Below are 26,843 nucleotides of genomic sequence, written 5' to 3'. Positions count from 1 at the left end.
GACTGATACAACCCTGTAAGCGATATTCCTGATCCGTTGAGGGACGAACTTCTAGACGGCAATTCTTTTCAGACCGGGTGCGTACCTGATTATCAACGGCCAGAAACCAGTCTGGCTGATCGTATTGAATGGACGTTGTGGAACCTTCTTTTTTGCCTGGCTTCAGCCAGCCATAAAAACAGTTCCGATCCAGAATCATGGCGGCTGCCGGCGCAGCAAAACAGATGTTCAGATCATCCCAGCTGACGCCGCCAGCGCGGTCATAACCTGTAAAGACAGCACCATCCAGCCAGAGGTCTCCATGAATAGATTTGATCCCCCGCTTTTTCAGCTGGCCAACAAGCTCATCCAGATGTTTCCGTCTCAAAGAAGGATCACCACTGAACACAAGAGCCACAGGCCCATTGACAATACCTCTTCGGATGGGCCGATCCCGTGTAACGAGCTGGGTAGTGTATTGAAATTTATCACCCAGAACCTCATAAGCCAGTGTGGCCGTCACTACTTTCAGAACACTGGCAGGCACCAGGTTGTGATGAGCCCCCTGCTCAAAAATAATCTGGCCACTGGCAGGGTCTTTGACCTGAATAGAGTGAACACTACCAGGAGGTAACCCCCCTACCAGTTTCTGCAACTCTTTAACCAGTTGCTGTGAAGCCTGAGCACTGTGAAATGAAAAAATAAAAAAAACTGTTAGCAGGCATGATAGAAATCTCAACATGATGACCTCAATTTCCTGGCAACCTCAGAGGACCCTCACAAAGATGCATACACAAAAAATATGTTACTTACGTAATGCATTTTGTTCTGAAGCAACCCCACACTTTTACTCAATGTCACTTCAACTATCGGCACTGAACATCTCATCATTTAAGTTAACGCTATTCCTCAGAAAATTAGAAGCACGTTCTTGTAACAAATAACCGTTAAAAAAGCCGCCTTTATCCTCCAACCTCAATTCGCAACAGAATTCATGACAGTTAGATAAAAAAAGCATTATGCTATCCGTACGGGTTATCCAAAAAGACTGATGACCTGGCAGCCTACCGGCCAATGGTTTTCCGGCAGGTTAACAATCTATCAAAGCAGAGTGGCTGATGATTGATCATGTAGTGCTCAGCAACAAAGAAATAACTCAGAGAACTCATTAGTTAACGGCAGGCCTTAGTGAAAAAGCTTAAACTTTCAACCAGTCAACTCATTGCGAAACAGCCGGTCAAAGAACTTGGGTTCAAGTCCACCGACGATCTTGAGAAATACGCGGGTATCCTCGGCCAGGAAAGAGCAACCAGTGCCATTCAATTCGGCGTGGCCATGCACCGAACGGGCTACAACATCTATGTGATGGGGGAGTCCGGTACAGGCAGGATGTCCTATCTGAGAAAATATCTGGAATCTGAAGCCAAGCTCCAGACGCCACCTGACGACTGGATTTATATCAACAACTTCGACAACCCTCGTGAACCAAAGATTTTGACGCTTCCGGCGGGAGCAGGCGATCCTTTACAGAAAGATTTTGATCAGTTTGTTGACAGTCTCATGCTGACCTTTCCGGCAGCTTTTGAAAACCCGACCTATCAGCAAAAGAAAAGTGTTATTGAGCGCGACTTCAACCGAAGCTACGACCATGTTATCGATCAGATTGAACAGGAAGCCCTGAAGCGGAACATTGCCCTGTTCCGGGAAGCGGGTTCCCTGAGCTTTACCCCCATGCATGAGGGTAAAGCGATGGACGAAACCGAATTTGCCCAGCTCCCGGATAAAAAAAGGTCCAAATTCAACAAGGATATCAGTGAGCTGGAATCCATACTGAATGACTCACTGGTTGAACTTCCCCAATGGAAAAGGGAATCCAACGAGAAACTACAAAAGCTTAATCAGGAAACCATTGACCAGGCCCTGGAGCCTCTGCTCAAACCTCTGAGCAAAAAGTACAACAATCAGAAGTCGGTGCTGGGGTATCTTGAGGCCGTTAAAAATCACCTGCACCGCACCGTTATTGATATTCTTGCTGATGACCGCAACATGGAGTCCAAGGATGACTCAAGCAAACGACAGTCACTGGTTGAACTCTATGCACCCAACCTGCTGATTGGCCATTCTGCCAGCGGTGCTGCACCCGTCGTGTATGAGTCTCACCCTAACTACAAGAACCTGTTTGGTCGTATTGAATACGCCAGCGAGATGGGTGCCCTGGTGACCAATTACCGACAGATTTGCCCTGGTTCTCTGCATAAAGCCAATGGTGGCTACTTGTTGCTGGACGCTAACAAGTTGCTGGAAGAACCTTTTGTCTGGGAAGCACTAAAAAGAGCCCTGAAACAGAAAGAGCTGACTATTGAATCTCCCTACTCAGAGATGGGACTGCTCAACACCATTACCCTGAATCCGGAGTCCATCCCTCTCAACATCAAGATCATCCTTGTCGGTTCCAGAGATATTTATTACCTCTTGCAACAGCTTGACCCGGATTTCCATGAAATATTCAGAGTTTTGGTCGATTTTGATGACCGGATTACACGAGACAAGGAATCGATACATGCTTTTGCCCAACTGTTAAAAAACCGGGCAGATGATGAAAACTACCCGGCCCTGACGGCTGCGGCCGTTGCCCGTCTCGTCGAACACAGTTCGAGAATGGCTGAACACCAGGGTGAGATGTCTGCCAAGATCGGCGATCTGTTCGACCTGCTGGCAGAAGCAGACTTCATTCGTCGTATGAGCCGTGGCCGCAAGATCAACAACGAACATATTGACCGGGCCCTGGCCGCCAAGTCTGAGCGTACCGGTCGTGTCAGCCAGCAGATTCTCGACGAGATGATTGAAGGCAGTATCCTGATCGATACCGAAGGAGAAAAGATCGGTAAGATCAATGGGCTCACTGTCATGTCTATCGGGGATACCAGCTTTGGTTCTGCAGCCAGAATTACTGCAGCCGTCTACCCGGGATCCCAGGGGATTGTTGATATTGAACGGGAAGTCTCTCTGGGTCAGGCCATTCACTCAAAGGGGGTTATGATCCTGACTGGCTATCTGGGCAGCAAATACGCCCAGAAATTCCCTCTGGCTATCTCAGCCAGTCTGACCATGGAGCAATCCTACGGTTATATTGATGGTGACAGTGCTACTCTGGCTGAACTTTGCTGCCTGGTGTCCGCTCTGACCAATACGCCTATCAAACAGGGTTTTGCCGTCACCGGCTCCATGAACCAGCATGGGGAAGTTCAGGCAATTGGCGGTGTTAATGAAAAGATTGAGGGCTTCTTTGATCTTTGTAACGCCCGTGGCCTGACAGGTGAACAGGGCGTCATTATCCCTGCCACCAACCTCCGAAACCTGATGCTCCACCAGAAAGTGGTCGATGCTGTAAAAGCTGGCAATTTCAGTGTTTATGCAGTCAACCATGCTGACGAAGCCATGGAACTTCTGTCCGGTTGCAAGCCTGGCTCACTGAACAGTCGTGGTCAGTACACAAAAGACTCCATCAATTACAAAGTTCTGCAGCGTCTGAAAGAAATTTCTGAACTCTCCAAGGAAGGCAGCTGACATAAAACGCGCTTGTCCGACTATAGCCGGTCAAGCGCGTTTGCCGGGGTGTCTGTGTTTTTTTAATTAACACCATTTTGAACGTCCTGAATTCTGGAGCCGGCTCTCTGGGCCAAGAGCTTTTTCTACAACCGGTTTGTTGATACATGTGCATAATCATCATGCCTTATCTTCGAACTGGCGCATAATTTGAGTGGATAGATATGGATACTGAATCTAGGCTTCCTTTTTGATTTTTTTTTGGAAGTCCAGAACATGATTAAGCAGCAGCGCTTTTTGGCCCGATTCATCGCTCCGGTATTCCTGTTACAAACTCTGATTCAACAACTCGAAGCATCGACTCAATCTCCAGCTGTCTCCTCTCCTACCTCCCTTCCGACAGTATCTTGCGACTCTCTGTTTGATCCCAAGACGCTTTCAAAGCATTCGACGATGGTTCAGCAACGGCTAAAAATGGATGCAGCACTTGTTAACAAACGACAGTGTATAATTCTCAGTGCCAATCCTGCAGAAAATTTAAATGAGTTAATAGAACGGATACCTGAGAACACTGTTATACTGCTCTCCTCCGAAATAGCCGTTCCAATGTCACCGTCTCCATCGGTTACCTCTTTACATACAACAACGTCTGCTGCAACCTCGGTTGAGTACTTTGTTAACAGTGCAATACGTTTGAAAAACGGTCAGGACATTCTTGGAGTAGCCGAAAATGGTTTTGATATCATCATCAGGGATCGGCCAGGATATAAAGACAAATATATGGTCAGGATCGGAACCACTGACGACTTCCAGCCTGGTGAAACAAAAAACAGCAATATAAAACACGTTAATTTTCAGCCAGACCGAGAGAATAACCACCCCTCAATTGACTCCATTGTTTTTGCAGAGTGCTATAACCGGAAACTGATTTTAGAAGGGAACATTTTCCATCTTCCCATCCGTGCCGCAGTTGTCCTTGACTGCAGAAAATCTCTGGATGCGTCTGCCAATGGTGAGATCCGGGGTCCGGGCTTGCAGCTCTCTGTCAACCTGATCATAGGTGAAAAATACAGCACGATTAACAACCACTATTTCCCACATTTAATTCCGGATCATGGGATATTTATTAATCTTCCCGAGATTAGCAACCAGTCAGAGCAATTAGTTGTCAAGTCGAACAGTTTCATCGGCAATATGTCAGAAGCGGGCGAGTTTAGAATAGCATCTGGAAGCAGCATGGATATTATCAGCAACGAAGTCGACATTTCCAATGCCGGCTTCAGTCGTCACGACCCTGCTCGCAAAGGTGGTTTTGTTCTTACCGGAGATATCGAAGGTTCCGAAATAATCGAAGCAGGACTTCCACGTTTTTACATGATTGCAAATCATATCAGTGTAACATGGACAGCTATAACCATTTGGGGAGGGCTTGAACTGAACCTGGTTTGTAACCATCTGCAAGCAGTCAATCCATGGTGGCAACCCCTGAAACCATTCAGCCTGAAAGCAGTTCACAAATCACTGGAAGATCTTAGCGAACAAAAACTGTCAGAACATAAAGTGCGAGAACTGTGCGAAAGACCTGTGAGTTCCAGCATTGTCATGTCAACCCCCACACCTCATACAAGCAACCCGATGGTGAATACATGGTCTGCTATCAACGGTTCCACTCTTTCTGCCTGCAGAGGACTGTTCAATCTTGAAGGCAAGCTATTCTTTGACACAGAAATCTGCCAGCCAGTCGCCCCAGCCTACGATTCCGAAGCAAGCTCAAACCACGGTACAAAAATAGACCAGGATAAAAGCGCACCCAATAGTTCATCTGCGAGAGCCACTGTTGTTATCTTTGCTTTGAAAGCTACTACTATCTTTGTTTTGAATGCTGCTATTATCATTGCTTTGGATATCGTGGTCTGTCTGGCCGCAATCTCGGCTCTGTAACCTGAATTCAATCGTCTCTGCGATTTCAGAGCAGGGGCGATGGAGTCTGAACCGCGTCAGTATAGAAAACAACAAGCTACTTATACCTATTCTTTAGTGCACCACGCCCAAACCAGACAATTGGCATTTCTCTATCCATGTGCGCTTTCGTCATAAAACCGTAATATATGTGGCTTACTCTGCGTTGATCAACACTGTTTTAGAGAGGCGTTGATTCGATACATTACCTCTCTCAAAGAATTGTCTCAGAACACCTGATATGCTTAAACAGACATTGATTGCCCTGGTTGGTCTGACCGTTTCAGCATCAGCCGCCTGGTTATTTCTGCAGCCTGAGCCCACTGTTAGCCTGGCTGAAGATGAAAAAAGACTGTTTGATCTAGAGGCTCACTGGGATCAAGGTAATGTCGTAGCACTGGTCAGACACGCTGAACGCTGCGATCGCTCTGACAACCTGTGTCTTGACGGAGAAACCGGTATCACTGTTCCAGGCAAGTCAGAGGCTGTTGTCGTCGGAAAGAAATTTAATCACCTCCCCAAGCATACAACCATTGTCTTCAACAGCCCTGTCAAACGAACCCACCAAACTGCTGACCTGATGTTTGGTGAGGAAGCAACCATCACTCAAAACTGGCTCCGTGAAGGCTGTAAAGAGAACCTTTATAGCGATATTTTCAAATACAAGCAAGAAGGCAAAAACCTGATTCTGGTGACCCATAGCACCTGCATCGACAAATTAGGTGAAGCCCAGAATGATGACCTCGTAGTCATGGATATACACGACAAGTCTACATACAACGCAACCATCTTCCTTGCGGTCAATAAAGAAGAAAAAAATGCCTACACCCTCGGTTATCTTTTTGCCGATGAATGGGACGAGGCGTTTAACGAAAGTTAAGCCATGAATTCAGCCGGACCTTCAACAAGTCCGGCTCCATTCTATCGATACCTCGCCGCAGTGATAAACTCGCCAAAAGTCTCACACCAGACGATCACAGTATTGTATGAATTGATATTGATATTTGAGGGGACAATTACAATAAAGTTCTTGAAGGTTTTGACATCGCCTACCCGAACCATTTCGGGTTTTAGACGCTCAAAGTCCTGCTCGTTATCAACAAACTCAGGTGACAGGTACAACTTATAATCGGGACCCGGTGCTAACTCTCCCATCAGGGAAATAGCATCCCTTCCAACAGAGACTTTCCCTTCTCCCCAATGAAAACTATCACTCCCTTTCAGGTTCCTGAGAAACTCACCTGAAAATTTCGCTTTTTTCGCTTTGGTCTCTACGACTGCTGTTTCTGGAGCTGGTGGAGCTATCAGAATAGGCAATGCATAAATGCCAGCAGCAAAACCAACGGCCAGTGCCAGAGCATGGCTAAGAATCAGCACTATTAATTTTTTCATAGCCCTTACCGTGTCAATCGCTCAATCAGAACAGCATGTTCAGGGAAGCTGTTCAACAGCTGCTCAGCTGAAGGCATTTCAAAGTCCGCAAAGTCAAAGCCCGGAGCAACGGTACAACCAGAAAGAACGTACGAAGAAGGATCACTGACCTCTACCGCAAAAAAACAGCCTGCAGGTACTATAAACTGTGGAACTTCACCATCCAGAATGGTGCGTCCGAGCCTTGCAGTGGAATAGCTTCCGTCCGGACCAATAATATGGATAATCAATGATGCACCGTCATAGAAATGCCAGACTTCATCTTGCCGAATTCGATGAAACGCAGAAAAATCCTTTCCCTCCAACAAATAATAAATAGCCGTCGAAAAGTTTCGTTCTCCTGAAAACCGATCCGGCAGACTACCATGGGCTAATACTTCATCAGAGCGATAAGTTTCCCGAAAAAAGCCGCCTTCTGGATGAGGCTTAAGCGACAGCGCTTCAATCCAGCCGTTCGCATCCTTCACTATATGCACCTCCTTTTGATAGAAGGCTTTATAGTGAGTCAACCAGAACAATTCGTAAAGTCAAAGCGCTTTCACCTTTCATAGACGCCGCTATCAACCAGTGTAAAGGGAGAGGCCCTAAAACCTGAATTCCAAACCGGCCTGCAAATAGTGACCCAGCGCATTTTCAGACCAAGTGCCCGCATAGCCGATATTCAAATTAAGTTGACCGCTCAGCTGTGTCTCCATACCCAGAGAATAATAGGCAGCATTCTCATCGTAGGAATTGTATTCCGAATTCATATACTCAATATCATCAGGCTCGTAATCATTGTGCTGCCAACCTAATGAGGCTTTCAGTTCCATAGGCTGATTTATTAGAAAACAGTCGTATGACAGACTACCTCCCATTCTGGACACCCAACCTCTGCTACTTCCCTTGCCTATCATGCCCATAGCCCAGTTGTACTCATCCCGATCCTGACTGACATAAAGGAACTGAACTTCGGGCGTTAACGTCAGACCCATTATTAAACTGTCGAGATTGATATCGTACCCGCCACGAATATAGGCATCCCACTCCCTGCTTTTGAAGTCTGAGTTGTAGCGGGGCACTTTACTGTCAATGGTATTCCAGTTATAGGTCAGCAGACCTTCAGCATGAAAGCCATCCTTGCTCCAGGCAACCGTTGGTCCCAGCCTCCAGGTACCTGTATCTAGCTCTCCGTTATAACCCTTAAGATCAGCGTCCAGTTTTTGCCAGGCACCATAAACACCAAACAGCCAGTCTTCAGCAACTTGCCTGACCAGTCCCAGCTGTATACCATATCCGCTGGACTTGAAGCCTGCCATGTTACTCATCTTATCCTGATCATAAAAATGACCATAAAGCTCCACCAGTCCGAACCAATCGCCACTGACAAATGCGGCAGCCCTTTCTGAAACTGTGGATAGCACAAAGATTTCGGTATTTTCATCCTGCCCCAGATAATCTACCTCCGAAGAAACATGACCCCGCTCCACTTTTAACAGTGCCGAGGGGGTTTTCTCAAGCAGACCCCCTTCAACCCCGGTTATGGAAGCGACTGGTATCCGACCATTAAGAATACCTCGCGTCAGCCCGGCGAAGTGGCCGTATGCAGCAAGGCTCGATTCAATCATGATCTTGTCGGCTATAGCGGGATGATTGAGAGCATCAGGAATGGAGGGGGTGACAGGAACAGAGAGAACCGCACTGCCGAGTCTTTCTACCGGGACCAGCTTGCCTTCCTTGATCGGCTGAGCGATATTTCTAGCTTTAAAGTAATACTGACCATCCTCCCCCAGTTGATATACCCTGTCAGTATCTATAGTGGCTTTCGCATCCATCGTCTTTGAGTAGGTGATGATGGCGCTGTTGCCAGTTTCGTCAGTGGTTACTGAGGATTGAACTCCGGGCTCAGCCATAACGGGAACGAAACACCCTCCGGCAATACTGCCGAGCACAACCAGCCTGACAGGGTGTGAAAGATTGGATCTGACGTTCACAACGACTCCTGCTCTCCATGTGACAACGTAAATAAGTTACTTCAGATCAGAAAGTAGTCCATCACGGCAGGTTATCCAGTTTTTCAATAAAATGAATTACTATCATTCCATTGTCGCATTTAAATTCTGACTGTCTTTAACAAACTTTGTTTCCAGGCTCCAGAGACTGACGGAACGAGTCAAATCTCCAGTAGAATACCAGACAGACGCTTAACTAAAGACAGGTTTTTACTTATCAGGTAAAGTTTAACTGCGCTCGCGCGCCCTTGCCGCAAGCGCTATATTTTCCAACAGCCCGCAAAAATCATAAAAAAATGCTACATTTCGGAGATAGTTTTCGAAGTAACTAAAGCTGAATCACATGAAAAATCACAGAGCAATTTTAATATCTCGAATTATTTTTATTACTTCTGTTTTTTATTCATACAATACCAATGCATCACTCAACAGTGCGGTCAATAGCTTAATCTCCCTTATTGACGAGATAAAATTAAAACAACATCAATTAAATCAATCAGGCACACCTATTTCTTATGACTTAGAGTTAAATAACAATATCGCATTAATGAGGATATATCACGCATCATTACTTGCCAGACAGAAATCAGGCTCAGCTTCTTCAAAAGACATCTTTATAGAAGAAACAAAAAAACAATTTTCTCGCCCCCTTCCTGATGTTTATGCTCAATTTATCACGCAAGTTTTAACTGGGCTAATGTCGTCTGGTGAAGGGGGGAGTTACTTTACATTTCATGGGCATGAAGAAAAATATGGTATTCCACAATCTGAACTTTTTTGTGAAATAGACAGGCTCAATGACGAAGAAATCTACGAAAAAACGAAAGAACATTTATCAAAAATTTACGACTCATTGAAAAATGATCAGGTTTTTTTAACAACATGCACTAATTTTGACTTAAAAAGTGAGTATAAAACGACTATTGAATTAATGAGTACAGCATTACATTAACATCTAAACTTCAACAAAATATAATTATTACCTCCCGGGCAGCTTCAAAAGATGAGAAAAAAATCATCACGTTACAGAATAGATTAACCCGAGAAATGAGAGCCACTGGTGTTGACAGTTACTAATGAAATACAATTCAACTACCAGCGGGCTCTCCATCATTTTTTTACGATCGATCCGTCGTTACTTACAGCGCCCGAAAATAGTGCACATTGAGTATTCACTCATCAAGTTGGATGATTTAGGTGTTGTTGATTTATTTGCCAGATCAACTTCGTCTTGATCAACTTCGTCTTGATTGTCTTCGGCCGGATCAATTTCGTACAACCAGATTTTTCCATCAACTCCGGCAACCGCCAATAATTCACCATCAGGACTGAAACTGACGCTATTGACAGTAGATTTTGGCTCATTAATAGAATGTGCTAGAGACCAACCCGATTCATTTTTCGAAAAAATCTTAATATTTTCAAAGGCCTTACTGTTAGTTCCACCGACTGCCAGCAAAGATCCATCATTATTGAATGCCATACTGATTTCGTAATCAATATCACTGTATACAGCACTCTGATTGAAAATACTGTTGCCATAGCAGGGTAAGTATTTATCCGACACCATAAAGGGATCGGCGCGCTTCTCTTGAACGTGCTGATCCAGATCTTCTTTTTTACAAGCTCTATCATCCAGAAACTTGATTTCACCACCACTGGATGAGAATGCCATTATAGAACCGTCTGGGCTCGAAGCGAAACCTCGATGATAACGTCTACGTCTTTCCAACTTGGAAGATTTCACAACTTCACTGGAAGAAAATGAATCTTTCGAATGAAAAACTTTTATATCAAAGAAGCTCTTTACCGCCAGTGTATTGTTGTCGGAAATAAACCTTATATCAACTGGTCGAGTATTTTTAATTGTGCCTAAGTGCAGAAAATCACTCTTTAAACTGTAAAGGTTTATATCTCTTTCGTCTCCAACTGCAAATAAAGTTCCGTCGGGACTGAAAGCAAAAGATGGATAGAGGTAGTTATTATCACCAAGTTCATGCACATGCTTGAATTTAAAACCCTTATGGACATCATAAAATCTGATAGCCTTATCGTCCGTCGATACCGCCAACAGCGAACCATCGGGGCTAAACACGGCATTGACTTTACGTACAGTTTCACCAGATGGAATACGAATAAATAAAGGAATTAATGTATCCTTTTGTAATAATTGTACATGAGCAGAATTCACAGTGTGATCATTTTTGCATGTTACTCCAGCTGCCAGCCAGGAAGCGTCATGATTCCATGAAGTTGAGTGCACTTTACACTTGAAGCTCTGATTCTCAAAGGGACTCCTGAGCTCAACGGGAGGCAGGGCGTTCATTTCAAGGGTCAATTCAATATCCACTTTTTTTGGTGGTTCCTGTGCAGACGAGTCAGCATTAAGTCCGGTCAGAGCGACGCAGGACAGTCCAGCCAGCACTGAACAGTTAATCATTCTTTTCCAATAAGTCTTCATAATAAGCTTCTCCATTTAGTTTTGATAAAAAATCCATTTAGTTAGGATTCCTAAAATCTTTGACCAAGAAACTACAGGTAAGTTCCTTCACTTTCCGAATAATTTTTATTAGAAGTTGGAGGCTTTTTATCCTGACAAGATGGCCTGTCCCACTGCTTGAGCGCAGTAAATAGACATTACTGGGGAATTATTTACAGTTATTCGGTAATTAATCGAACCCCATACCGGCTTACAGCTTTTGCCATGAAAAGCAGCAACACATTATTAACAACATGAGCGGTCAAAGGAGCAATTATCCCAGTTTCACAATAGATACATCCAAGATAAAAACCAGCAACAGTGGCAGAGAAAACTTGGAAAAACTGCGGATTCTCGTTCCCCAGATGCATTAAACCAAACACAATTGAAGAGACGGTAATTGAATAAAACTGTGACTTATCATTTATTTCATTACTATCGTATCCAAACCCTCCAAGTAGATATTTCAAATAAACCTCTATAGCGGTAATGCCAATAAAACGATAAAGGAGCTCTTCCTCTACTGACACACTAATTTGTTCAGAATAACTTTCAAACTCGACACTTCTGAAGAATTCTAATGCTTCCTCTTCTGTAAGCGAAAAGGCTGATTGAAGAGTAGGAGGGTTTCTATGATATGGACTACCAACATATTTACTAAAAACAAGAAAAAATGGACCGCCGATTAGTACACTTACAGCAGGTATATACAGCCCATAATAGAGCCCTATCTTAAAATCATTCTCAATTTTCTCCAGAAATGGAGATATATTATCGAGCAAGGATATTTTGATTGATGTTTGTTCGATCGGACATAAGCCATGGGGCTTGTCTATAGAATATCTATTAATATTTGTTACACTTGAAGCATTTAGGTACTGACATACATCTTCATCTCCCAATATAACTTTATCATCTGCATAAGGCCTACTCCCAAATGAATTTAAATATATCAAAGCTAAAATGGAGATTAAGGATAACTTCATAAGGCTTTATATAGTGAGTTAAAATCACTCAAAGGTAGCACAGACAGCCGAATGAGCTGTCCACTGGAACGGGGGAAGTTGAGAAGTGGCTATCCTGAACAGATATCAGGACTTCATTCTCACAGGAATTCTTTTGCTTCCCCAGTCACCGGGCAGCTCTTCAAAAACACCGGCTTGCTTTTCACCACAGCGATTGCAGCAACCCGACTTCAGGTTCCAGACACCCATCTGATACCAATCTCGCTCAATCAACAATTGCCCGCAGTTATGACACCAGGTACTCCCCCCCTGACTGTCGTGTACATTGCCGGTGTAGGCATAACGAATGCCTTTTTTGATTGCGATATTTCTTGCTCTGGTAAGGGTGTCAGCGGGTGTGTGAGAGTGCTCCATCATTTTCCAGTCAGGATGAAATGCGCTGAAATGTATAGGCACATCAACCCCCAGATGTTCAACGATCCATTCACACATACTGTTAAGCTCATGATCGGAATCATTCTCTCCGGGAATCAGCAGAGTGGTTATTTCAAACCATACCTCTGTCTCATGCTTTAGATACTTCAGAGTTTCCAGCACGGGCTGCAAAGACCCACCACAAATCTTTTTGTAGAAAGACTCAGTGAATGCTTTCAGGTCAATATTGGCTGCATCCATATATTGAAAGAAGGCTTCTCTGGGGGCTTCACAGATATAACCGGCACTGACGGCGACAGAGCGGATACCCTGCTCACGAGCGGCAAGCGCCACATCTCTGGCATACTCCAGAAAAATAACCGGGTCATTGTAGGTAAAAGCCAGACTTCTGCAGCCCGTTGCCAACGCAGCCTGAGCCAGCTGTCCGGGCACGGCCTGATCGGCCAGAGTATCCATTTCCCTGGACTTGCTCATATCCCAGTTCTGGCAAAACTTGCAGGCAAGATTGCAACCTGCTGTGCCAAATGACAACACCGGAGTGCCGGGTAAAAAGTGGTTCAGTGGCTTCTTTTCTATGGGGTCAATGCAAAAACCGCTGGAGCGCCCGTAACTGGTCAAAACAATCTGATCCTGATGCCGGGCTCTGACAAAGCAAAGCCCCTGCTGACCTTCTCTTAACTTGCAGGCTCTGGGGCAGACATCACACTGAATTCGACCGTCTTCGAGACTGTGCCAGTACTCAGTGGGAAAATAATCAGGTGGAGATTGACGAATTCCATTCATCATCACAGTGCCTCGCTCGCTACGCTGACTATAATTATAGGGCCGTTCATCCGGGGGTGAAGCTCAATGAATATTCGACAACCCGCTGTGTCTGGTGTTTTCTATCCCGACCAGCCAGAACTGCTGAAAACCGTTGTCAATAACCTGATGTCCGAAGCCACTGAGAGAGAACTGTCGCCTAAAGTCCTGATCGTACCTCATGCCGGATACGTCTACTCCGGAGCTGTTGCCGCATCCGGCTATAAACAGTTGCAGACCTACCGCAGCAAAATTAAAAGAGTGGTATTGCTAGGTCCATCTCATCAGGTCGCGTTTGAAGGGATAGCCCTTCCGGACTGCGAAGCTTACTCAACCCCCATGGGCGACATTCCACTGGATACCGATACCATCAAAAGTCTGAGTCGGTTCAATCAGGTACATACGCTGGATGCAGCTCATGTCAATGAGCACAGTCTGGAAGTCCAGTGCCCCTTTCTGCAGAGCACACTGGACAGTTTCAAGCTGATTCCCCTGGTCGTGGGTGATGCCTCGCCATTCGCCGTTGCCGAGGTTATAGACTTTCTCTGGGGCGGCGATGAAACCCTGATTGTCATCAGCTCAGACCTCAGTCACTATCTCAGCTATGAAGAAGCCAACCAGCGTGACAGTCTGACCACCAGAGCAATAGAACAAATGAGCGGATGTCTGACCGGAGGACAGGCCTGCGGCAGCTATCCTCTCAATGGTATGCTGAAAATAGCTCAGCGCAGGGGCATGGAAGTCGTGACTCTGGATGTCCGAAACTCCGGCGATACGGCAGGTGATAAAAAACGGGTCGTGGGATATGGAGCCTATGTTATCCAGTAAAAATTACTGGAGTCGATATTACCAGCTGTACACTTGTTTACTGTTCAAGAGACTGGCCATAACATGAAAGGATCGAGCCGGATGGATCTGAATCTCACAGAACTGGATAAAAAAAACCTGTTACGTCTGGCCAGACACACCATTGCCAGAATCTGCGTTGACGGTGAACCACCCAAGCTTGATTTAACTCAGTTTCCAGCAAGATTGCAGGCCCATCTTGCTTCATTTGTGACGCTTCAAAAGTTTGGCCAACTCAGAGGCTGTATCGGCACAATGATTCCTCAAAAACCCCTGATAGAAGATATCGCACACAATGCTTTTGCCAGTGCGTTCAGGGATCAGCGTTTCTTTCCTGTAACCGAAAACGAGCTGGCCGATCTGCGCATTGAAATATCTATCCTGACGCCCATGACGGCTATGAACATTGAGACTGAAGAAGATCTTCTGGCGCAGTTACGCCCGGGGATTGATGGCCTGTTGATCCAGGGGGATCATCACAAAGCCACTTTCCTTCCCCAGGTATGGGAACAACTGACCGAACCTGAGCAGTTTCTCCTTCACCTCAAACACAAAGCCGGACTTCAGCCTCATGAATGGCCCGCAGATATGGAGTGTTTTTCTTATCAATGTCTCAAGTTCAAAGAAGATTAAAACAAGTGACATAAACGCAGCCAGAAACATTCTTGCGGTCGGGCATGACCGTCTAACTCTAGAAATCACCGTCGCTCTTCAATAACCACCAGTGAGTTTGCTTCCATCTTAATCCAGCCCCGGGTAAGCAGGGCTTCCCTGAAAAAAGGTGATTCCGAACCAGTATCCAAAAGGCGGGTCCAGTACTTATGGGGTTCAACCTGAGGCAAAGTCACTTTTCTGGGCTGCTCTGCATTATTGATCAAAATGTAGAGGCTTTTTTCATCCTGAGGGGTGACCAGTGACGCCATCCTGATGCAGAGACAACCCCCATCCAGTTGCCCCAGTTGTGCTTCCGTCAGCTTACTGCCATCCGGCGAATACCAGGCCGTAGCTCTGCGACCACCGGCACCACCCAGCAGGGAGTGAGTCTTTCGAAGGGATATCAGCTGCCGGACAAATGACTGTATAACAGCACCATCATCTTCACTGTTCTGCATCCAGCTCCAGTCCAGCCAGGATAAAGGCGAGTCCTGACAGTAAGCATTGTTATTACCCTGTTGGCTGTTACCGAACTCATCACCGGCCGTCAACATGGGCGTCCCCCGGGAAAGCATCAGTGTTGCCAGCATGTTTTTTCGAGCCCTCAACCTTCTCGCTTTGATATGACGATCTTCCGTTTCTCCCTCGACGCCATAATTCCGCGAAAAGTTGTGCTGGTCGCCATCCCTGTTCTCCTCGCCATTGGCATGATTATGACGCTCCTCGAAGGAGCAGAGGTCGTTGAGGGTAAAGCCATCGTGGCTGCAAATGTAGTTAATACTGGCGAATGGACGACGTCTACCAAATACATCTTCAGAACCGGTTATCCGCCAGCCCATCTCTGCCAGCCTTCCTCCGTCGCCACGCCAATAAGCTCGTATACTGTCCCTGAATCGATCACTCCACTCCTGCCACGCCTGTGGGAATCCGGACAGTCGATAACCTTCGGGGCCAATATCCCAGGGTTCTGCAATTAATTTAGTGCGGGAAATAACCGGGTCTTGATGTACAGCGCGGAAAAAGGCGCTGTCATAGCGGAACGCTCGATGTTGTCTGGCAAGTGCAGGAGCCAGGTCAAAGCGGAAACCATCAACCTGATATTCTTCTGCCCAAAGACGCAACGCATCCATGGCCAGCTTCAGGGTCTGGGGACTGTCAAAATTCAGAGTGTTGCCACAGCCCGTATAGTTGACGGCAGACAGACGACCATTATGATTGTCCATCAGATAGTAATCACGTTCTGCCAGACCACGCATACTCAAGCTGGGACCATCATGGCCTGATTCACAGGTGTGGTTGTAAACCACGTCCATAATAACCTCGATACCCGCCCTGTGCAGCTCACGAATCATAGTTTTCATTTCAGTGACCGGGTCCTTGATCGCCAGTGAAGGTTCCGGAGCCATCATACAGAGAGGGTTATATCCCCAGTAATTCCTGAGTCCCATATTTTCAAGGCGTTCTTCATTGACCAGAGAGGTCACCGGAAGCAACTCAATTGCGGTAACTCCCAGCCTTTTGAGGTAGTCAATCACACTGGGATGGCATAGCCCCAGGTAAGTGCCTCTCAATGCTTCCGGTACATCCGGATGCTGCTGTGTAAACCCTTTTACATGCAGTTCATAAACGATACTGTCGGCTTTGGAAATAGCGGGCTTCTTAACGGACTGCCAGTCGAAAGTCTGTTCTCTCACAACACATCGTGGCATGAAGGCGGCACTGTCCAGCTCACTCTTGAGCCATTGTTCAGCACTGTTTGCCGATGAAAAACGCTTTACCCTGTAAGTATTGTCTTCAGAGGGGGCATGCCACTGGTAGTCAAATAACGCTTCCGACCACTGGACCCTTCCCCGCACTTCTCGGGTATAAGGGTCCATCAACAGTTTGTGACTGTTAAACCGGGGAGAAATAGAAGGCGACCAAGCTCCTTCGGCACGAAAGCCATAAAGCTGACCGACCTCAATTCCTTTTACCAGAAGATGCCACACCCCTTGATCAGAAGGCATCATTGCCAGCCTTTTTTCCTCATCATTCTGGCTGAACAGGCAAAGGTGGAGTTGACTGGCATCAGGGGCGTAGACGGCAAAGTTAACACCTGTTGCTTCATGCTCAGCTGTTGGCAGGAAATCATCATTAACCCGTGTTGCCCCTTGCAGCTCGGGACACCCCGCAGAAACAGAAATATCTGTCATCACAATCGTTTTTTTCACTCAAGGCTGTTGTCGTTAAAAGTTATGGTCCTGCGAAACGGGTACAGCGCGAGAATCCGGAGCAAGAAACAGGGTCGACAAAGGAGGTAGTGTGACCAAAAGAGAGTGATCATAACCGTGGGTGTGAAAATGCTCGGTATAAAGCACCTTGCTGTTAGCAACTCCACTGCCACCAAAGCTCAGTGCATCCGAATTCAATATTTCTTTCCAGACGCCTTCGATGGGCACTCCAATCCTGTAATCTTTCCTGACTTCCGGTGTCATATTGGCCAGGACCATAACCGGAGAACCTGAAAAGCTTTTTCGAATAAATACAAATACACTCTGCTGCTGATCGTCAGCCACCACCCAGGCAAAGCCATTATGGTCATAGTCCGACTTATACAGCGCAGGGTAAGACTTATACAGATGATTTAATCGTTTAACCAGCTGGCTAAGCCCCTGACTGTAATGATTTTTATTGAGCAGTGCCCAATCCAGCTGGCCATCATGATCCCACTCCCGGGTACTGCCGATCTCAGACCCCATAAACAGCAACTTCTTACCAGGATGCCCGAACATAAAGCCCAGATAGGCACGCAAGTTAGCGTACTTTCGCCACTCATCTCCCGGCATTTTTCCCAGCAGACTGCCCTTGCCATGCACCACTTCATCATGGGACAGCGCCAGAATAAAATGCTCGCTGTAGTGGTAGGTCATGCTCTGCATCATCTCCCAATGATGATGGTATCGATGAATGGGGTCTCGGGCCATATAGCCGAGGGTGTCGTGCATCCACCCCATATTCCATTTGTAGCCAAAGCCCAGCCCCCCGTCGTAGGTGGGCATGGAAACCTTGGGCCAACTGGTAGATTCTTCGGCAATCGATATCTGATCCGGGTAGTGCAGATAGAGTGTTTCGTTCAATTCCTTCAGGAACTGCACGGCTTCAATATGCTCGTTTCCACCCATACAATTGGGCTCCCACTCCGCTTCGCTCCTGGAGTAGTCGAGATAGAGCATGGAAGCCACCGCATCTACCCGCATACCATCCAGATGAAAACGATCCAGCCAGTACATGGCATTGCTGATCAGAAAATCCTTTACCTCTGGTTTTCCATAATCGTAGATATGAGATTGCCAGTCAGGATGCCAACCTCTCTTGGGATCAGCATATTCATAAAGGGCTGTTCCATCAAAATGACCCAGACCGTGGGGGTCGGAAGGAAAATGAGCAGGTACCCAGTCCAGAATGACACCAATACCGGACTGATGGCAGGCATCAACAAAGGCTTTGAAATCATCCGGATTGCCAAAACGGCTGGTAGGTGCAAACAGCCCTATCGGTTGGTAACCCCAAGACCCTGTGAATGGGTGCTCCATAAGTGGCATCAGCTCAATATGAGTAAATCCCATCTCGACAACATAGGGAATTAATTGCTCTGCCAGCGCCTTGTAAGTGAGACTTTTACCCTGTTCCTGACGCCAGGACCCCAGATGCACTTCATAGATACTGACCGGCCTGTCCAGACAGGAGTGATGCTTCCAGTGACTGTCTTCCCACTCATAATTCAGGTGATCGTAAACAATGGAAGCGTTACCGGGTGGCTGCTCGGCATAGTAGCCATAGGGATCGGCCTTGTGAGGCAGTAAATCCCCTTGCTGGCTGCGAATTTCATACTTGTAGAGATCACCTGCCTTCACATTCGGGAGAAAGAGACACCAGATCCCGTCATCCGAAGTGGCCATGGGGTGAACTCTGCCGTCCCAGCCATTAAAACTGCCCACCAGACTGACACTTCTCGCATTGGGCGCGTAGACCCTGAAGATCACCCCTTCTACGGAAACTTTCTCCTCAGGGTGCAACGAAACCAGGTGCGCGCCCATATAACGATAGTTTCGATAAGGCTCACGGTGGACATGACTCAGGGTGTAAGACTGAAACTGGTAGGGGTCCATTAATGTATACGACTGATGATCTTTATTTGTGATCATCAGTTGATACAGAAAAACAGAACAGCATTCTGGCGGTACCAGCTCGAACAATCCCGGAGCGATCTGAACCATTTCACCTATGGTTTCACCGGAAGTAAAAGCGATGACACTGACAGCACTGGCATCGGGCCTCCAGACCCTCAGCAACAGGCCACCACCTTCAGGACGCTCATGAAATCCCAGAATATTAAACGGCTCGGCACAATGACAATTCAGCAGGTGACCGACCAGCGCTTCGACAGAATTAGGCATACAGGGAACGGCTTCTGTTTACTCAGTCTGACGTAGTATAGGAGCCCTCTCGAAAATCGACAGACTCCTGACAGAAATGCTCTAAAGCAATGAATCACTATAAGAAGTGGCACAGTGGGAAGTGACCCACTGCTTTTAGCAAAATCGCCGTAAACCCTCACCCAATCGAGGCTGTCGCAAAACTCTGGTTCCCATGCTCCAGCGTGGAAACCCATACCTATCTCGCGCTGCAGAGTCCGCTTTTAAGGGGAGGTATGCATTAGAGCGTGGGAACGAGTTGTTAGAGTTTTGCGACAGCCTCGACAAGGCGGGGAGTGTCACCCTTTAAGCCATGTTCCAGATGGTCTTGCTGTAATCCTGAATGGAACGGTCGGATGAGAACTTGCCCATTGAGGCCGAGTTGATGATCGCCTTTCGCCACCAGAGTTCCGGCTTTTTCCAGGTTTCAACAATGCGATCATGGGCATCACTGTAGGCCTGATAATCCGCCAGCGTCAGGAAGTAGTCGCCCTTGTCCAGCAGGGCTTCAACCAGAGGCCTGAAGGCGTGGGGTTCTTCGGGAGAAAGATCTCCACAATCCAGCCAGTCAACGACACTGCGCAGCTCTTCACAGCAGTTGTAGACATCCCGGGGGTTATAGCCACGGTGACGAAGCTCTGACACCTGTTCAACCGTAAGACCAAAAATAAAGATATTATCGTCGCCTACCTCTTCGGCAATCTCGACATTGGCACCATCAAGAGTACCCAAGGTCAGGGCACCATTTAGAGCAAACTTCATGTTACCTGTACCGGACGCTTCAAATCCGGCCGTAGAAATCTGCTCGGAAACATCCGCAGCAGGAATAATTTTTTCCGCCAGACTGACTCGATAATTAGGCAGGAAAGCCACCTTCAGCTTATCTTTGATACGGCGATCATTATTCACTCGATCAGCCACCCGGTTGATGGCATGAATAATGGTTTTGGCCACTTTATAGCCAGGCGCTGCCTTGGCACCAAAAATAAAGACCCGCCCGGGTACATCGAGATCCGGGTTATCCAGAAGTCGACGATACAGCGCCATGATGTGAAGCAGGTTCATTTGCTGACGCTTGTATTCGTGGAGACGCTTGATCTGCACGTCAAAAATGGCAGCAGGGCTTACATCAACATCACAGAGTTCCTTGATAACGGCTGCCAGCTGCTTTTTATTGTCATGTTTAATAGCCGCAAAACGCTTCTGGAATGCCAGATCATCGGCATGAGTCTTCAAAGCATCGAGTTTGTAAAGGTCTTTTCGCCAGTCGCCTTCTATAGTCTCATCGATCAGGGCTGCCAATGCCGGATTGCAATAGTCCAGCCAGCGCCTTGGGGTAACACCATTGGTCACATTGACAATTTTATCAGGCCACATTTGATGGAATTCAGGAAACAGTTTTTCCTGAACCAGTCTTGAGTGCAGGGCAGCAACTCCGTTGACTTTGCGGCTACCGACAACCGACAGGAATGCCATACGAACCATTTGATCATCCCCCGGACGATCCGGCTCTTCGATAATGGACAGACGACGTTTCATAGTATCATCGCCCGGCCAGACCGCCTCTACTTCAGAATGCAGGAAGTGGTAGTTGACCATGTGAATGATCTGCATATGGCGGGGCAGTACTCTGGTAATCAGACTCTGAGGCCACTTTTCCAGCGCTTCTGGCAACAAAGTGTGGTTAGTGTAGGTAAACACCTCACGAGTGATTTCCAGTGCCCTGTTGAATGCAAAACCTTCTTCATCCATAAGAATGCGCATGAATTCAGCCACAGCGATGGCAGGGTGGGTATCGTTCAGCTGAATGGCTACCTTGTCGGCAATACGTTCCAGGCTTTCGCTGTTTTCACGCTTGTAGCGATGGATCAGGTCAGCCAGTGAACAGGTGACAAAGAAATACTGCTGGATCAGCCGCAGCTCTTTACCCGCAGGATGATTATCGTTGGGATAGAGTACCTGACTGATGTTTTCGGCGCTGATTTCCTGTGAACGGGAATCCTCATAGCGGCCAGCATCAAAACTGTTCAGATCAAAACCGTGAGCTGCACGACTTTCCCAAAGACGCAAAGTGTTAACAGTCTCTGTGCCATAACCGGTGACAGGCACATCCCAGGGCATACCCAAAATTTCCTGAGTATCTTGCCAGACCGCTTTACCTGCATGTTCTCTTACGGTGCCATAGAGTTTGACGTGCTGCTTGCGCTTGGCTCTCTCGATACCCCAGGGGAAACTCTCCTCACGCCAGCCGTCAGGCGTTTCCACCTGTTTGCCTCCGGCAAAGCTCTGACGAAAGAGACCAAATCGATAGTTAATGCCGTAACCCATGGCAGGCATATCAAGGGTAGTCATGGAATCCAGAAAGCAGGCAGCCAGTCTTCCCAGACCGCCATTACCCAGTGAAGGATCAGGCTCATACTCAAGAATATCAATCAGAGGCATTCCCAGGCTGGCCATGGCTTGTTCTGTCTGCTTGAAGATTCCCAGATTGTGAAGGTTGTTGCCCAACAAGCGGCCAATCAGGAATTCCAGCGACAGGTAATAAATGCGCCGGGCTTTGCCTTCACGCTCTCTCTTGCGTGTTGCGCGGATACGTTGCAGAGCCATCTCACGGACCACCAGACTCAGAGCTTCCCAATACTCTGCAGGCCCGGATTCTTCAGACTCAACACCCAGCGATTGTTGAAGATGCTCGACCACCCGCCGGGCAATCTCTTCACTGCCCAAAACGGGCATTACATCATTACGCCCAGCCTTGTTTGCGCTCATGTTTTTCCACCTGCACTATCAACCATGAAAAACTTTTGGCCATGAGAGGCATTCAATCATTGCCTCCAATCAGGGCTGTTTACTTAACCAAACGTGATGGCATGACCTGTGGACAATTATAATTCTGATTTCCGATCATTTCGGTTTAGTTGTCATTAATTCCTGATCAGTCGCACGATGAAAAAACATTACGCCATGTATACGATTTCAACATTTATACGACAAAAATTGTTTAATAATGATACCTTCATTTATTCGTTTAAACTCAGATGCCAAGCCAACCGATCCATAAACGAGGTATTTCTGTGCGATTTGGCATTGATGTGGGTGGCACCAAAACAGAGATTGTGGTGCTTTCCGATAGCGGGGAAATGATCCATCGAGAGCGACAACCTACCCCGGATAATTACCCTGACTTTCTCGATAGCATTCAGGTATTAATCCGTGTCACTGAAAGACAGTATGGACCTGCCAGCCATATTGGTCTCTGCCTGCCTGGCGCTATCAGTCCTGATACAGGCCTTATGAAAAATGCCAACACCCTGCACCTGAACAATCAGACCGTTGCTGAAGACCTTGAGCAGCGATTGGGTAGAACCGTCAAGCTGGCCAACGATGCCGACTCCTTTGCCCTGTCAGAAGCAACCGATGGAGCAGCAGCGGGTGCCAGAAGCTGTTTTGGTGTCATTATCGGGACGGGCTGTGGTGGTGGACTGGTGTATAACGGCCAGCTTGTTCAGGGACCCAATGCCATTGCCGGAGAGTGGGGCCACAATCCTCTGCCCTATTACCATAAGCACACCGACGGTCCGGACCAGGACTGTTACTGTGGCCGCAAGAACTGTATTGAAACCTTTGCATCCGGCACGGGAATGGCCAAACGTTTCCGTGAAGCCCATGGCTTCAGCGCCCTGGAAATTCCTGATGCAAAGTCAGTTATGGCAAGAGTTCAAAATGCTGATCAGCAGGCTATTGAGCATTTCAATCATTATGTTGATGCACTGGCCCGTGCACTGGCCGGTGTCATCAACATTTTTGACCCGGAGGTCATTGTCCTGGGTGGAGGCATGTCGAATATCGAGGCACTGTATACCGAACTTCCGGAAGCTGTCGCAAAGTATGTTTTCTCCGATCAGCTGAATACCCGGATCGCACCCGCCAAACACGGTGATTCATCCGGTGTCAGAGGCGCTGCCTGGCTTTAAATGGTGGACATCCCCAGACAGTAGAAACGGAACTTTATTACCAGTTAGTGACTCTAAGACTAAGGACTCACCCACAGGGAAGTGGGTAAATAATAACTTTTAAAGGGCTATAACCATGAATGTAACTCAGGGAGTGGGAAGCTGTTCGTACCTTAGCTATCTAAATCAACCAGATTCTGACACTCAATCAGAACCAGATTTTGAAGATTTTGACACCCAGTCAGAAGATTTTGACACCCAGTCAGCAACAGCCTCTGGCCAGTGGAAAGTCTGCAAGTCAACCAGCAAGCTGCTGCCCAGTCCTTCCAGGGAGTCTGAGCGACAAAAGCTACTGCTGGCCGCTGAGAGCGGACGTCTGGGGCTTCGGCGAATTGATTTATTTAAAGAAGAAGAATACCTTTCTGGCAAGAGAGCACCAAGGCCCTGCACCCTTGCCCTGCCGGGGGCAATGATGCCCACCGAGCGCGTGTCAGAAAGTCATGGCGAATGGATGGTAGGCATTGTTGATCCACAATGCCTGTACGTCTACAAACGTAACGCATGGACCAGCAGGCTGCTGGAGCCTGGCTTTACTCCGGAAGGACTGAAGGTAAAACTCCTGCCTGATCTGCAATCTGCCCTTGATAGACGTTTTGAGCGTGGCGAACAGGTCATCTGGAGAGTTTATCCCCGTTTCACCTCGGGACATCTGCAAGCAGATGGAACGTTCAGTTTGCCAAAATTCAAACCGGGTCAATGCACCCGCTCAAAGGATTTCCCGGAACTGGTGCTCACCCACTACAGAAGAGAAGACATCAAATGCTTCTGTGTTTATAACGACGCACAGAAAAATATTTCCGATATCCTCAGGGACAAGCGTCAGTGTGAAGAGGTATTGGAGCTTGACCCCTTGCCTCTGGTTGTTTATTGCCACCGCACAGGTTCTGTTCAAGTCTATTTTGAAGATGAGCTGGACACTATGCACCTGACCGGGAATGAGCGTTCACTGAATGATTTTGCGGTCTCACACCAGTTATACCCGGATACTTTCAGAGCCCTGTTGAATCTGCTGCCAGTGTCTTTGCGGGCAAAGACACTGAGTTCGAAATTAACCTTCTCATCTATGCACAAATTGCAACAGGCCATCGAATTGGTGAGTGATCCCTGTTCATACAGTTATGAGAAGCTTCTGGAACTAAAACAAAGTGGCTTACCCATTCACAAGCATTTTATTTATGAAGGACGGTCTGTATCTTTGCTTGACCTGTTGCTGCTTTCCGAAATCGGCAGAAACAATGAGCCAGAGCATGAGCAAACCCGGGAACATGAAAAAGAAGCCTGTCGCTTACTGCAACTGCTTCTGCAGAGTGGGGCAAAGCTAGACGAAGCCATTCCCTTCATTAAAGACATGGACGATTGCACATCTGAGGTAATACCAGCGAATGTAATGAATTATATCGTGGCTGCCTTTGATCCATTTGATTTTATGACCCTGAAACATCTCGAGAGAATACCTTTAATCGGTTGCCCGGGAAACGTCGTTGAATTTAACCGAATCTGTCAGGGGCTCAGTCAAGAGCAAATACAGCATCGTATGATAGAGGTATTGGATGTGAGTTTTGAACCTCCACCCCTCGACATGATCAAATCCCACTTGCTGGCCCTCTTTCATTACGGTGCTCGCCTGGACGAAGTGAATCTGGATTCTCTTATAGCATTTCTGGACCATTATTGCCGTCGCACTATGAAGATTGCTGATAATTTTACCGTGGCTGATTTTATCCCATGGGTTAAAGCACTCTGGGACGAAAGGAACACCTACCCTTTATTCCAGAATTGGCCAGAACATCTGGAGCAGGCTGAGAAAGAGATCAAGGATCTGAAAAAATCTCTCAGCCTGAACGACTCTGGCCCATCGCCATTAAAGTTTATCGAGGATGCATTCAGCACAGCGCCGGTCTTGCCTGATCTTGTCGGCGATAATGAAGAAACCATCCTGAAGGTATTGCAGCATTACTACCGCCGTCCGGGACCAGAGCGGGTGATCAGGAGCCTGCGCAAACCAACCTTGCCAACGCTGTGGAAGCCACTGCACAGTTGCAGTCATGTCCTGCGGGCCAGGAATAATGGGCACTGGTATATGGAATTGCTGGAGAAATTTCAGCAATGCTCCTTGCGCCAGGACGAAAAAGAACTCCTGTCGCTGGCAATTATCTACCATGATGCGGCTGCCGAAGATGTCGACAAATCAGCTGAAGAAACCCGTTCAGCTGAATATTTCAAACGGGACCTGGCCGGATACTACCCTGAAGCGCTGCTGGCTGATATGGCCGAGGCAATGATCAGCAAGGAAAACGATGTTCAGGGTAAAGACGAGCAGTACCTGTCTGAGTCCGTGCGTTGGTATCTGCGCATATTACGCTTTGCGGATCGCACGGACGTTATCCGTGGTTGCGGGGTTGGGGCTGATTTTCCCGGATTAACGGCGACTCCAACCCGGGGTTTTAACGCTGGACGTCTTGACTTACCAGTGCAGCTGACTGAAGAGTTTACCTCCGAGCCTGACAACAAGAGTGAATTCCAACGTCATCTGGAAGCCGCCATGCATGGTGCGGCTGATCTGGCGCGGGTCACCGGGCGACTTAACGATCAGCGCAACAAAGATTACAGCAAAGTCTACGGTCTGATTGGCAATGGCTCAAAAATCTCTGGAAACTTCGAGTGGACCACTGAGCCAGTCAAGAGAATGAACCAGTTTATTGACGACAATGTCCGCCGCAAAATAGCTCGGGAGGCCGGAATCATTGTCTGTTCAGATCCTGACCACCGGGCCTGCAAGGCTGATCAGGACAAAGGGATTACTTATGGTATTCATAACAGCTGGTATGACCTGAGGCAGGTAGAGCTTCCGGCCGGCATGACGCTGCTGGAAAAAATGCAATACGAACATGACCCGTCGCTGCTGAGCCCGGCAACTCAGCAAGCATTGGAACAAGAGGTGCAGCGGCTCAGAAGGGAAGGGATACGGATGAATCCGGGCACCTTGACGCAGGAAACACTGCTTTCGCCGAAAGCCCAGTCAGTGCTCGAAGACCGGGGCATTAAAGTGGTCGGCGAGAAGCGTCCCTACTTCAACAACGAGGACGACTCAAAAGGACTGGAAATGCTGGTGCCGAAGAAGATAGCGAAGCCTGATGCCCAGAGCAAACCAACAGAGGTGGCCGATAGCAGGAATGGTAAAAGAACCTAACGGAACTTTTCGCCAGCCAGTGGTTCTAAAGAAAAAGGAAGAAAAAAGGTAGCCCCCCCCCCAGGGAAGTGGGGAAGGTAATAAGTTTTACAGGAGTATT

General features: G+C 47.4%; 18 protein-coding genes (1 of these 18 only partly in view). 8 read left to right on the top strand and 10 right to left on the bottom strand.

Annotated features, from left to right (window positions below):
- Positions 1 to 721: the 5' portion of a D-alanyl-D-alanine carboxypeptidase/D-alanyl-D-alanine-endopeptidase gene (dacB, locus tag P6910_RS05720; protein ID WP_317145325.1), read on the bottom strand. It extends 686 nt beyond the left edge of the window; the window shows 721 of its 1,407 coding nt (coding positions 1–721); the start codon lies at positions 719 to 721; its stop codon lies beyond the left edge, outside the window.
- 446 nt (positions 722 to 1,167) lie between these two features.
- Between dacB and P6910_RS05715 the strand changes: the two genes are divergently transcribed.
- The 3 genes from P6910_RS05715 to P6910_RS05705 all read left to right on the top strand — a co-directional run bounded on the left by P6910_RS05715 (position 1,168) and on the right by P6910_RS05705 (position 6,364).
- Positions 1,168 to 3,546 (top strand): ATP-binding protein, encoded by a 2,379-nt coding sequence (locus P6910_RS05715; RefSeq protein ID WP_317145324.1) that lies wholly within the window; start codon positions 1,168 to 1,170, stop codon positions 3,544 to 3,546.
- Positions 3,547 to 3,801: 255 nt separating this feature from the next.
- The gene (locus tag P6910_RS05710; RefSeq protein ID WP_317145323.1) at positions 3,802 to 5,466 is read left to right on the top strand and encodes a hypothetical protein; all 1,665 of its coding nucleotides are present in this window, start codon (positions 3,802 to 3,804) and stop codon (positions 5,464 to 5,466) included.
- Between the two features lie 259 nt (positions 5,467 to 5,725).
- On the top strand, positions 5,726 to 6,364 hold the full coding sequence (locus P6910_RS05705; protein ID WP_317145322.1) for a histidine phosphatase family protein: 639 nt from the start codon (positions 5,726 to 5,728) through the stop codon (positions 6,362 to 6,364).
- A gap of 41 nt (positions 6,365 to 6,405) precedes the next feature.
- On the opposite strand, the gene P6910_RS05700 is transcribed toward P6910_RS05705, so the two are convergent.
- From P6910_RS05700 to P6910_RS05690, 3 genes are all read right to left on the bottom strand, one after another.
- Positions 6,406 to 6,876: a DM13 domain-containing protein gene (locus P6910_RS05700; RefSeq protein WP_317145321.1), complete on the bottom strand. Its 471-nt coding sequence runs from the start codon at positions 6,874 to 6,876 to the stop codon at positions 6,406 to 6,408.
- A gap of 5 nt (positions 6,877 to 6,881) precedes the next feature.
- The gene (locus tag P6910_RS05695; RefSeq protein ID WP_317145320.1) at positions 6,882 to 7,382 is read right to left on the bottom strand and encodes a cupin domain-containing protein; all 501 of its coding nucleotides are present in this window, start codon (positions 7,380 to 7,382) and stop codon (positions 6,882 to 6,884) included.
- Positions 7,383 to 7,499: 117 nt separating this feature from the next.
- Positions 7,500 to 8,888, bottom strand: coding sequence for an autotransporter outer membrane beta-barrel domain-containing protein (locus tag P6910_RS05690; protein WP_317145319.1), 1,389 nt, complete (start codon positions 8,886 to 8,888; stop codon positions 7,500 to 7,502).
- A 361-nt stretch (positions 8,889 to 9,249) separates the two neighbouring features.
- On the opposite strand from P6910_RS05690, the gene P6910_RS05685 reads away from it, so the two are divergent.
- Positions 9,250 to 9,858, top strand: coding sequence for a hypothetical protein (locus P6910_RS05685; protein ID WP_317145318.1), 609 nt, complete (start codon positions 9,250 to 9,252; stop codon positions 9,856 to 9,858).
- 183 nt (positions 9,859 to 10,041) lie between these two features.
- Here P6910_RS05685 and P6910_RS05680 read toward each other — a convergent pair whose 3' ends face one another.
- The 3 genes from P6910_RS05680 to amrS form a co-directional block, all read right to left on the bottom strand.
- The gene (locus P6910_RS05680) at positions 10,042 to 11,367 is read right to left on the bottom strand and encodes a hypothetical protein (RefSeq protein WP_317145317.1); all 1,326 of its coding nucleotides are present in this window, start codon (positions 11,365 to 11,367) and stop codon (positions 10,042 to 10,044) included.
- A 197-nt stretch (positions 11,368 to 11,564) separates the two neighbouring features.
- Positions 11,565 to 12,287: a CPBP family intramembrane glutamic endopeptidase gene (locus P6910_RS05675; protein WP_317145316.1), complete on the bottom strand. Its 723-nt coding sequence runs from the start codon at positions 12,285 to 12,287 to the stop codon at positions 11,565 to 11,567.
- Between the two features lie 189 nt (positions 12,288 to 12,476).
- On the bottom strand, positions 12,477 to 13,571 hold the full coding sequence (amrS, locus tag P6910_RS05670) for an AmmeMemoRadiSam system radical SAM enzyme (protein WP_317145315.1): 1,095 nt from the start codon (positions 13,569 to 13,571) through the stop codon (positions 12,477 to 12,479).
- Positions 13,572 to 13,634: 63 nt separating this feature from the next.
- Here amrS and amrB point away from each other — a divergent pair, with 63 nt between their 5' ends.
- A complete protein-coding gene (gene amrB, locus P6910_RS05665; RefSeq protein WP_317145314.1) occupies positions 13,635 to 14,414 on the top strand; it encodes an AmmeMemoRadiSam system protein B in 780 nt (259 codons plus the stop codon).
- Between the two features lie 81 nt (positions 14,415 to 14,495).
- A complete protein-coding gene (gene amrA / locus P6910_RS05660) occupies positions 14,496 to 15,065 on the top strand; it encodes an AmmeMemoRadiSam system protein A (protein WP_317145313.1) in 570 nt (189 codons plus the stop codon).
- 65 nt (positions 15,066 to 15,130) lie between these two features.
- Here the strand turns inward: amrA and glgX are convergent, their stop codons facing one another.
- From glgX to P6910_RS05645, 3 genes are all read right to left on the bottom strand, one after another.
- Positions 15,131 to 17,296 carry a glycogen debranching protein GlgX gene (gene glgX / locus P6910_RS05655; protein WP_317145312.1) on the bottom strand — a complete coding sequence of 722 codons (2,166 nt, stop codon included), beginning with the start codon at positions 17,294 to 17,296 and terminating at the stop codon, positions 15,131 to 15,133.
- Between the two features lie 15 nt (positions 17,297 to 17,311).
- Positions 17,312 to 19,522 carry a 1,4-alpha-glucan branching protein GlgB gene (gene glgB, locus P6910_RS05650; protein WP_317145311.1) on the bottom strand — a complete coding sequence of 737 codons (2,211 nt, stop codon included), beginning with the start codon at positions 19,520 to 19,522 and terminating at the stop codon, positions 17,312 to 17,314.
- A gap of 324 nt (positions 19,523 to 19,846) precedes the next feature.
- On the bottom strand, positions 19,847 to 22,309 hold the full coding sequence (locus P6910_RS05645; RefSeq protein WP_317145310.1) for a glycogen/starch/alpha-glucan phosphorylase: 2,463 nt from the start codon (positions 22,307 to 22,309) through the stop codon (positions 19,847 to 19,849).
- Between the two features lie 305 nt (positions 22,310 to 22,614).
- Between P6910_RS05645 and P6910_RS05640 the strand changes: the two genes are divergently transcribed.
- Both P6910_RS05640 and P6910_RS05635 read left to right on the top strand, forming a co-directional pair.
- Positions 22,615 to 23,514, top strand: a complete 900-nt coding sequence (locus P6910_RS05640) for an ROK family protein (RefSeq protein ID WP_317145309.1) — start codon at positions 22,615 to 22,617, stop codon at positions 23,512 to 23,514.
- A gap of 115 nt (positions 23,515 to 23,629) precedes the next feature.
- Complete coding sequence (locus P6910_RS05635; RefSeq protein ID WP_317145308.1) at positions 23,630 to 26,743, top strand: hypothetical protein; 3,114 nt, start codon at positions 23,630 to 23,632, stop codon at positions 26,741 to 26,743.
- The last annotated feature ends 100 nt before the right edge of the window (positions 26,744 to 26,843 follow it).

The sequence above is a fragment of the Endozoicomonas sp. 8E genome (assembly GCF_032883915.1).
Lineage (GTDB): Bacteria > Pseudomonadota > Gammaproteobacteria > Pseudomonadales > Endozoicomonadaceae > Endozoicomonas_A.
Note: the sequence above shows the minus strand (reverse complement) of the source record. Positions and strands in the feature narration are given on the sequence as shown.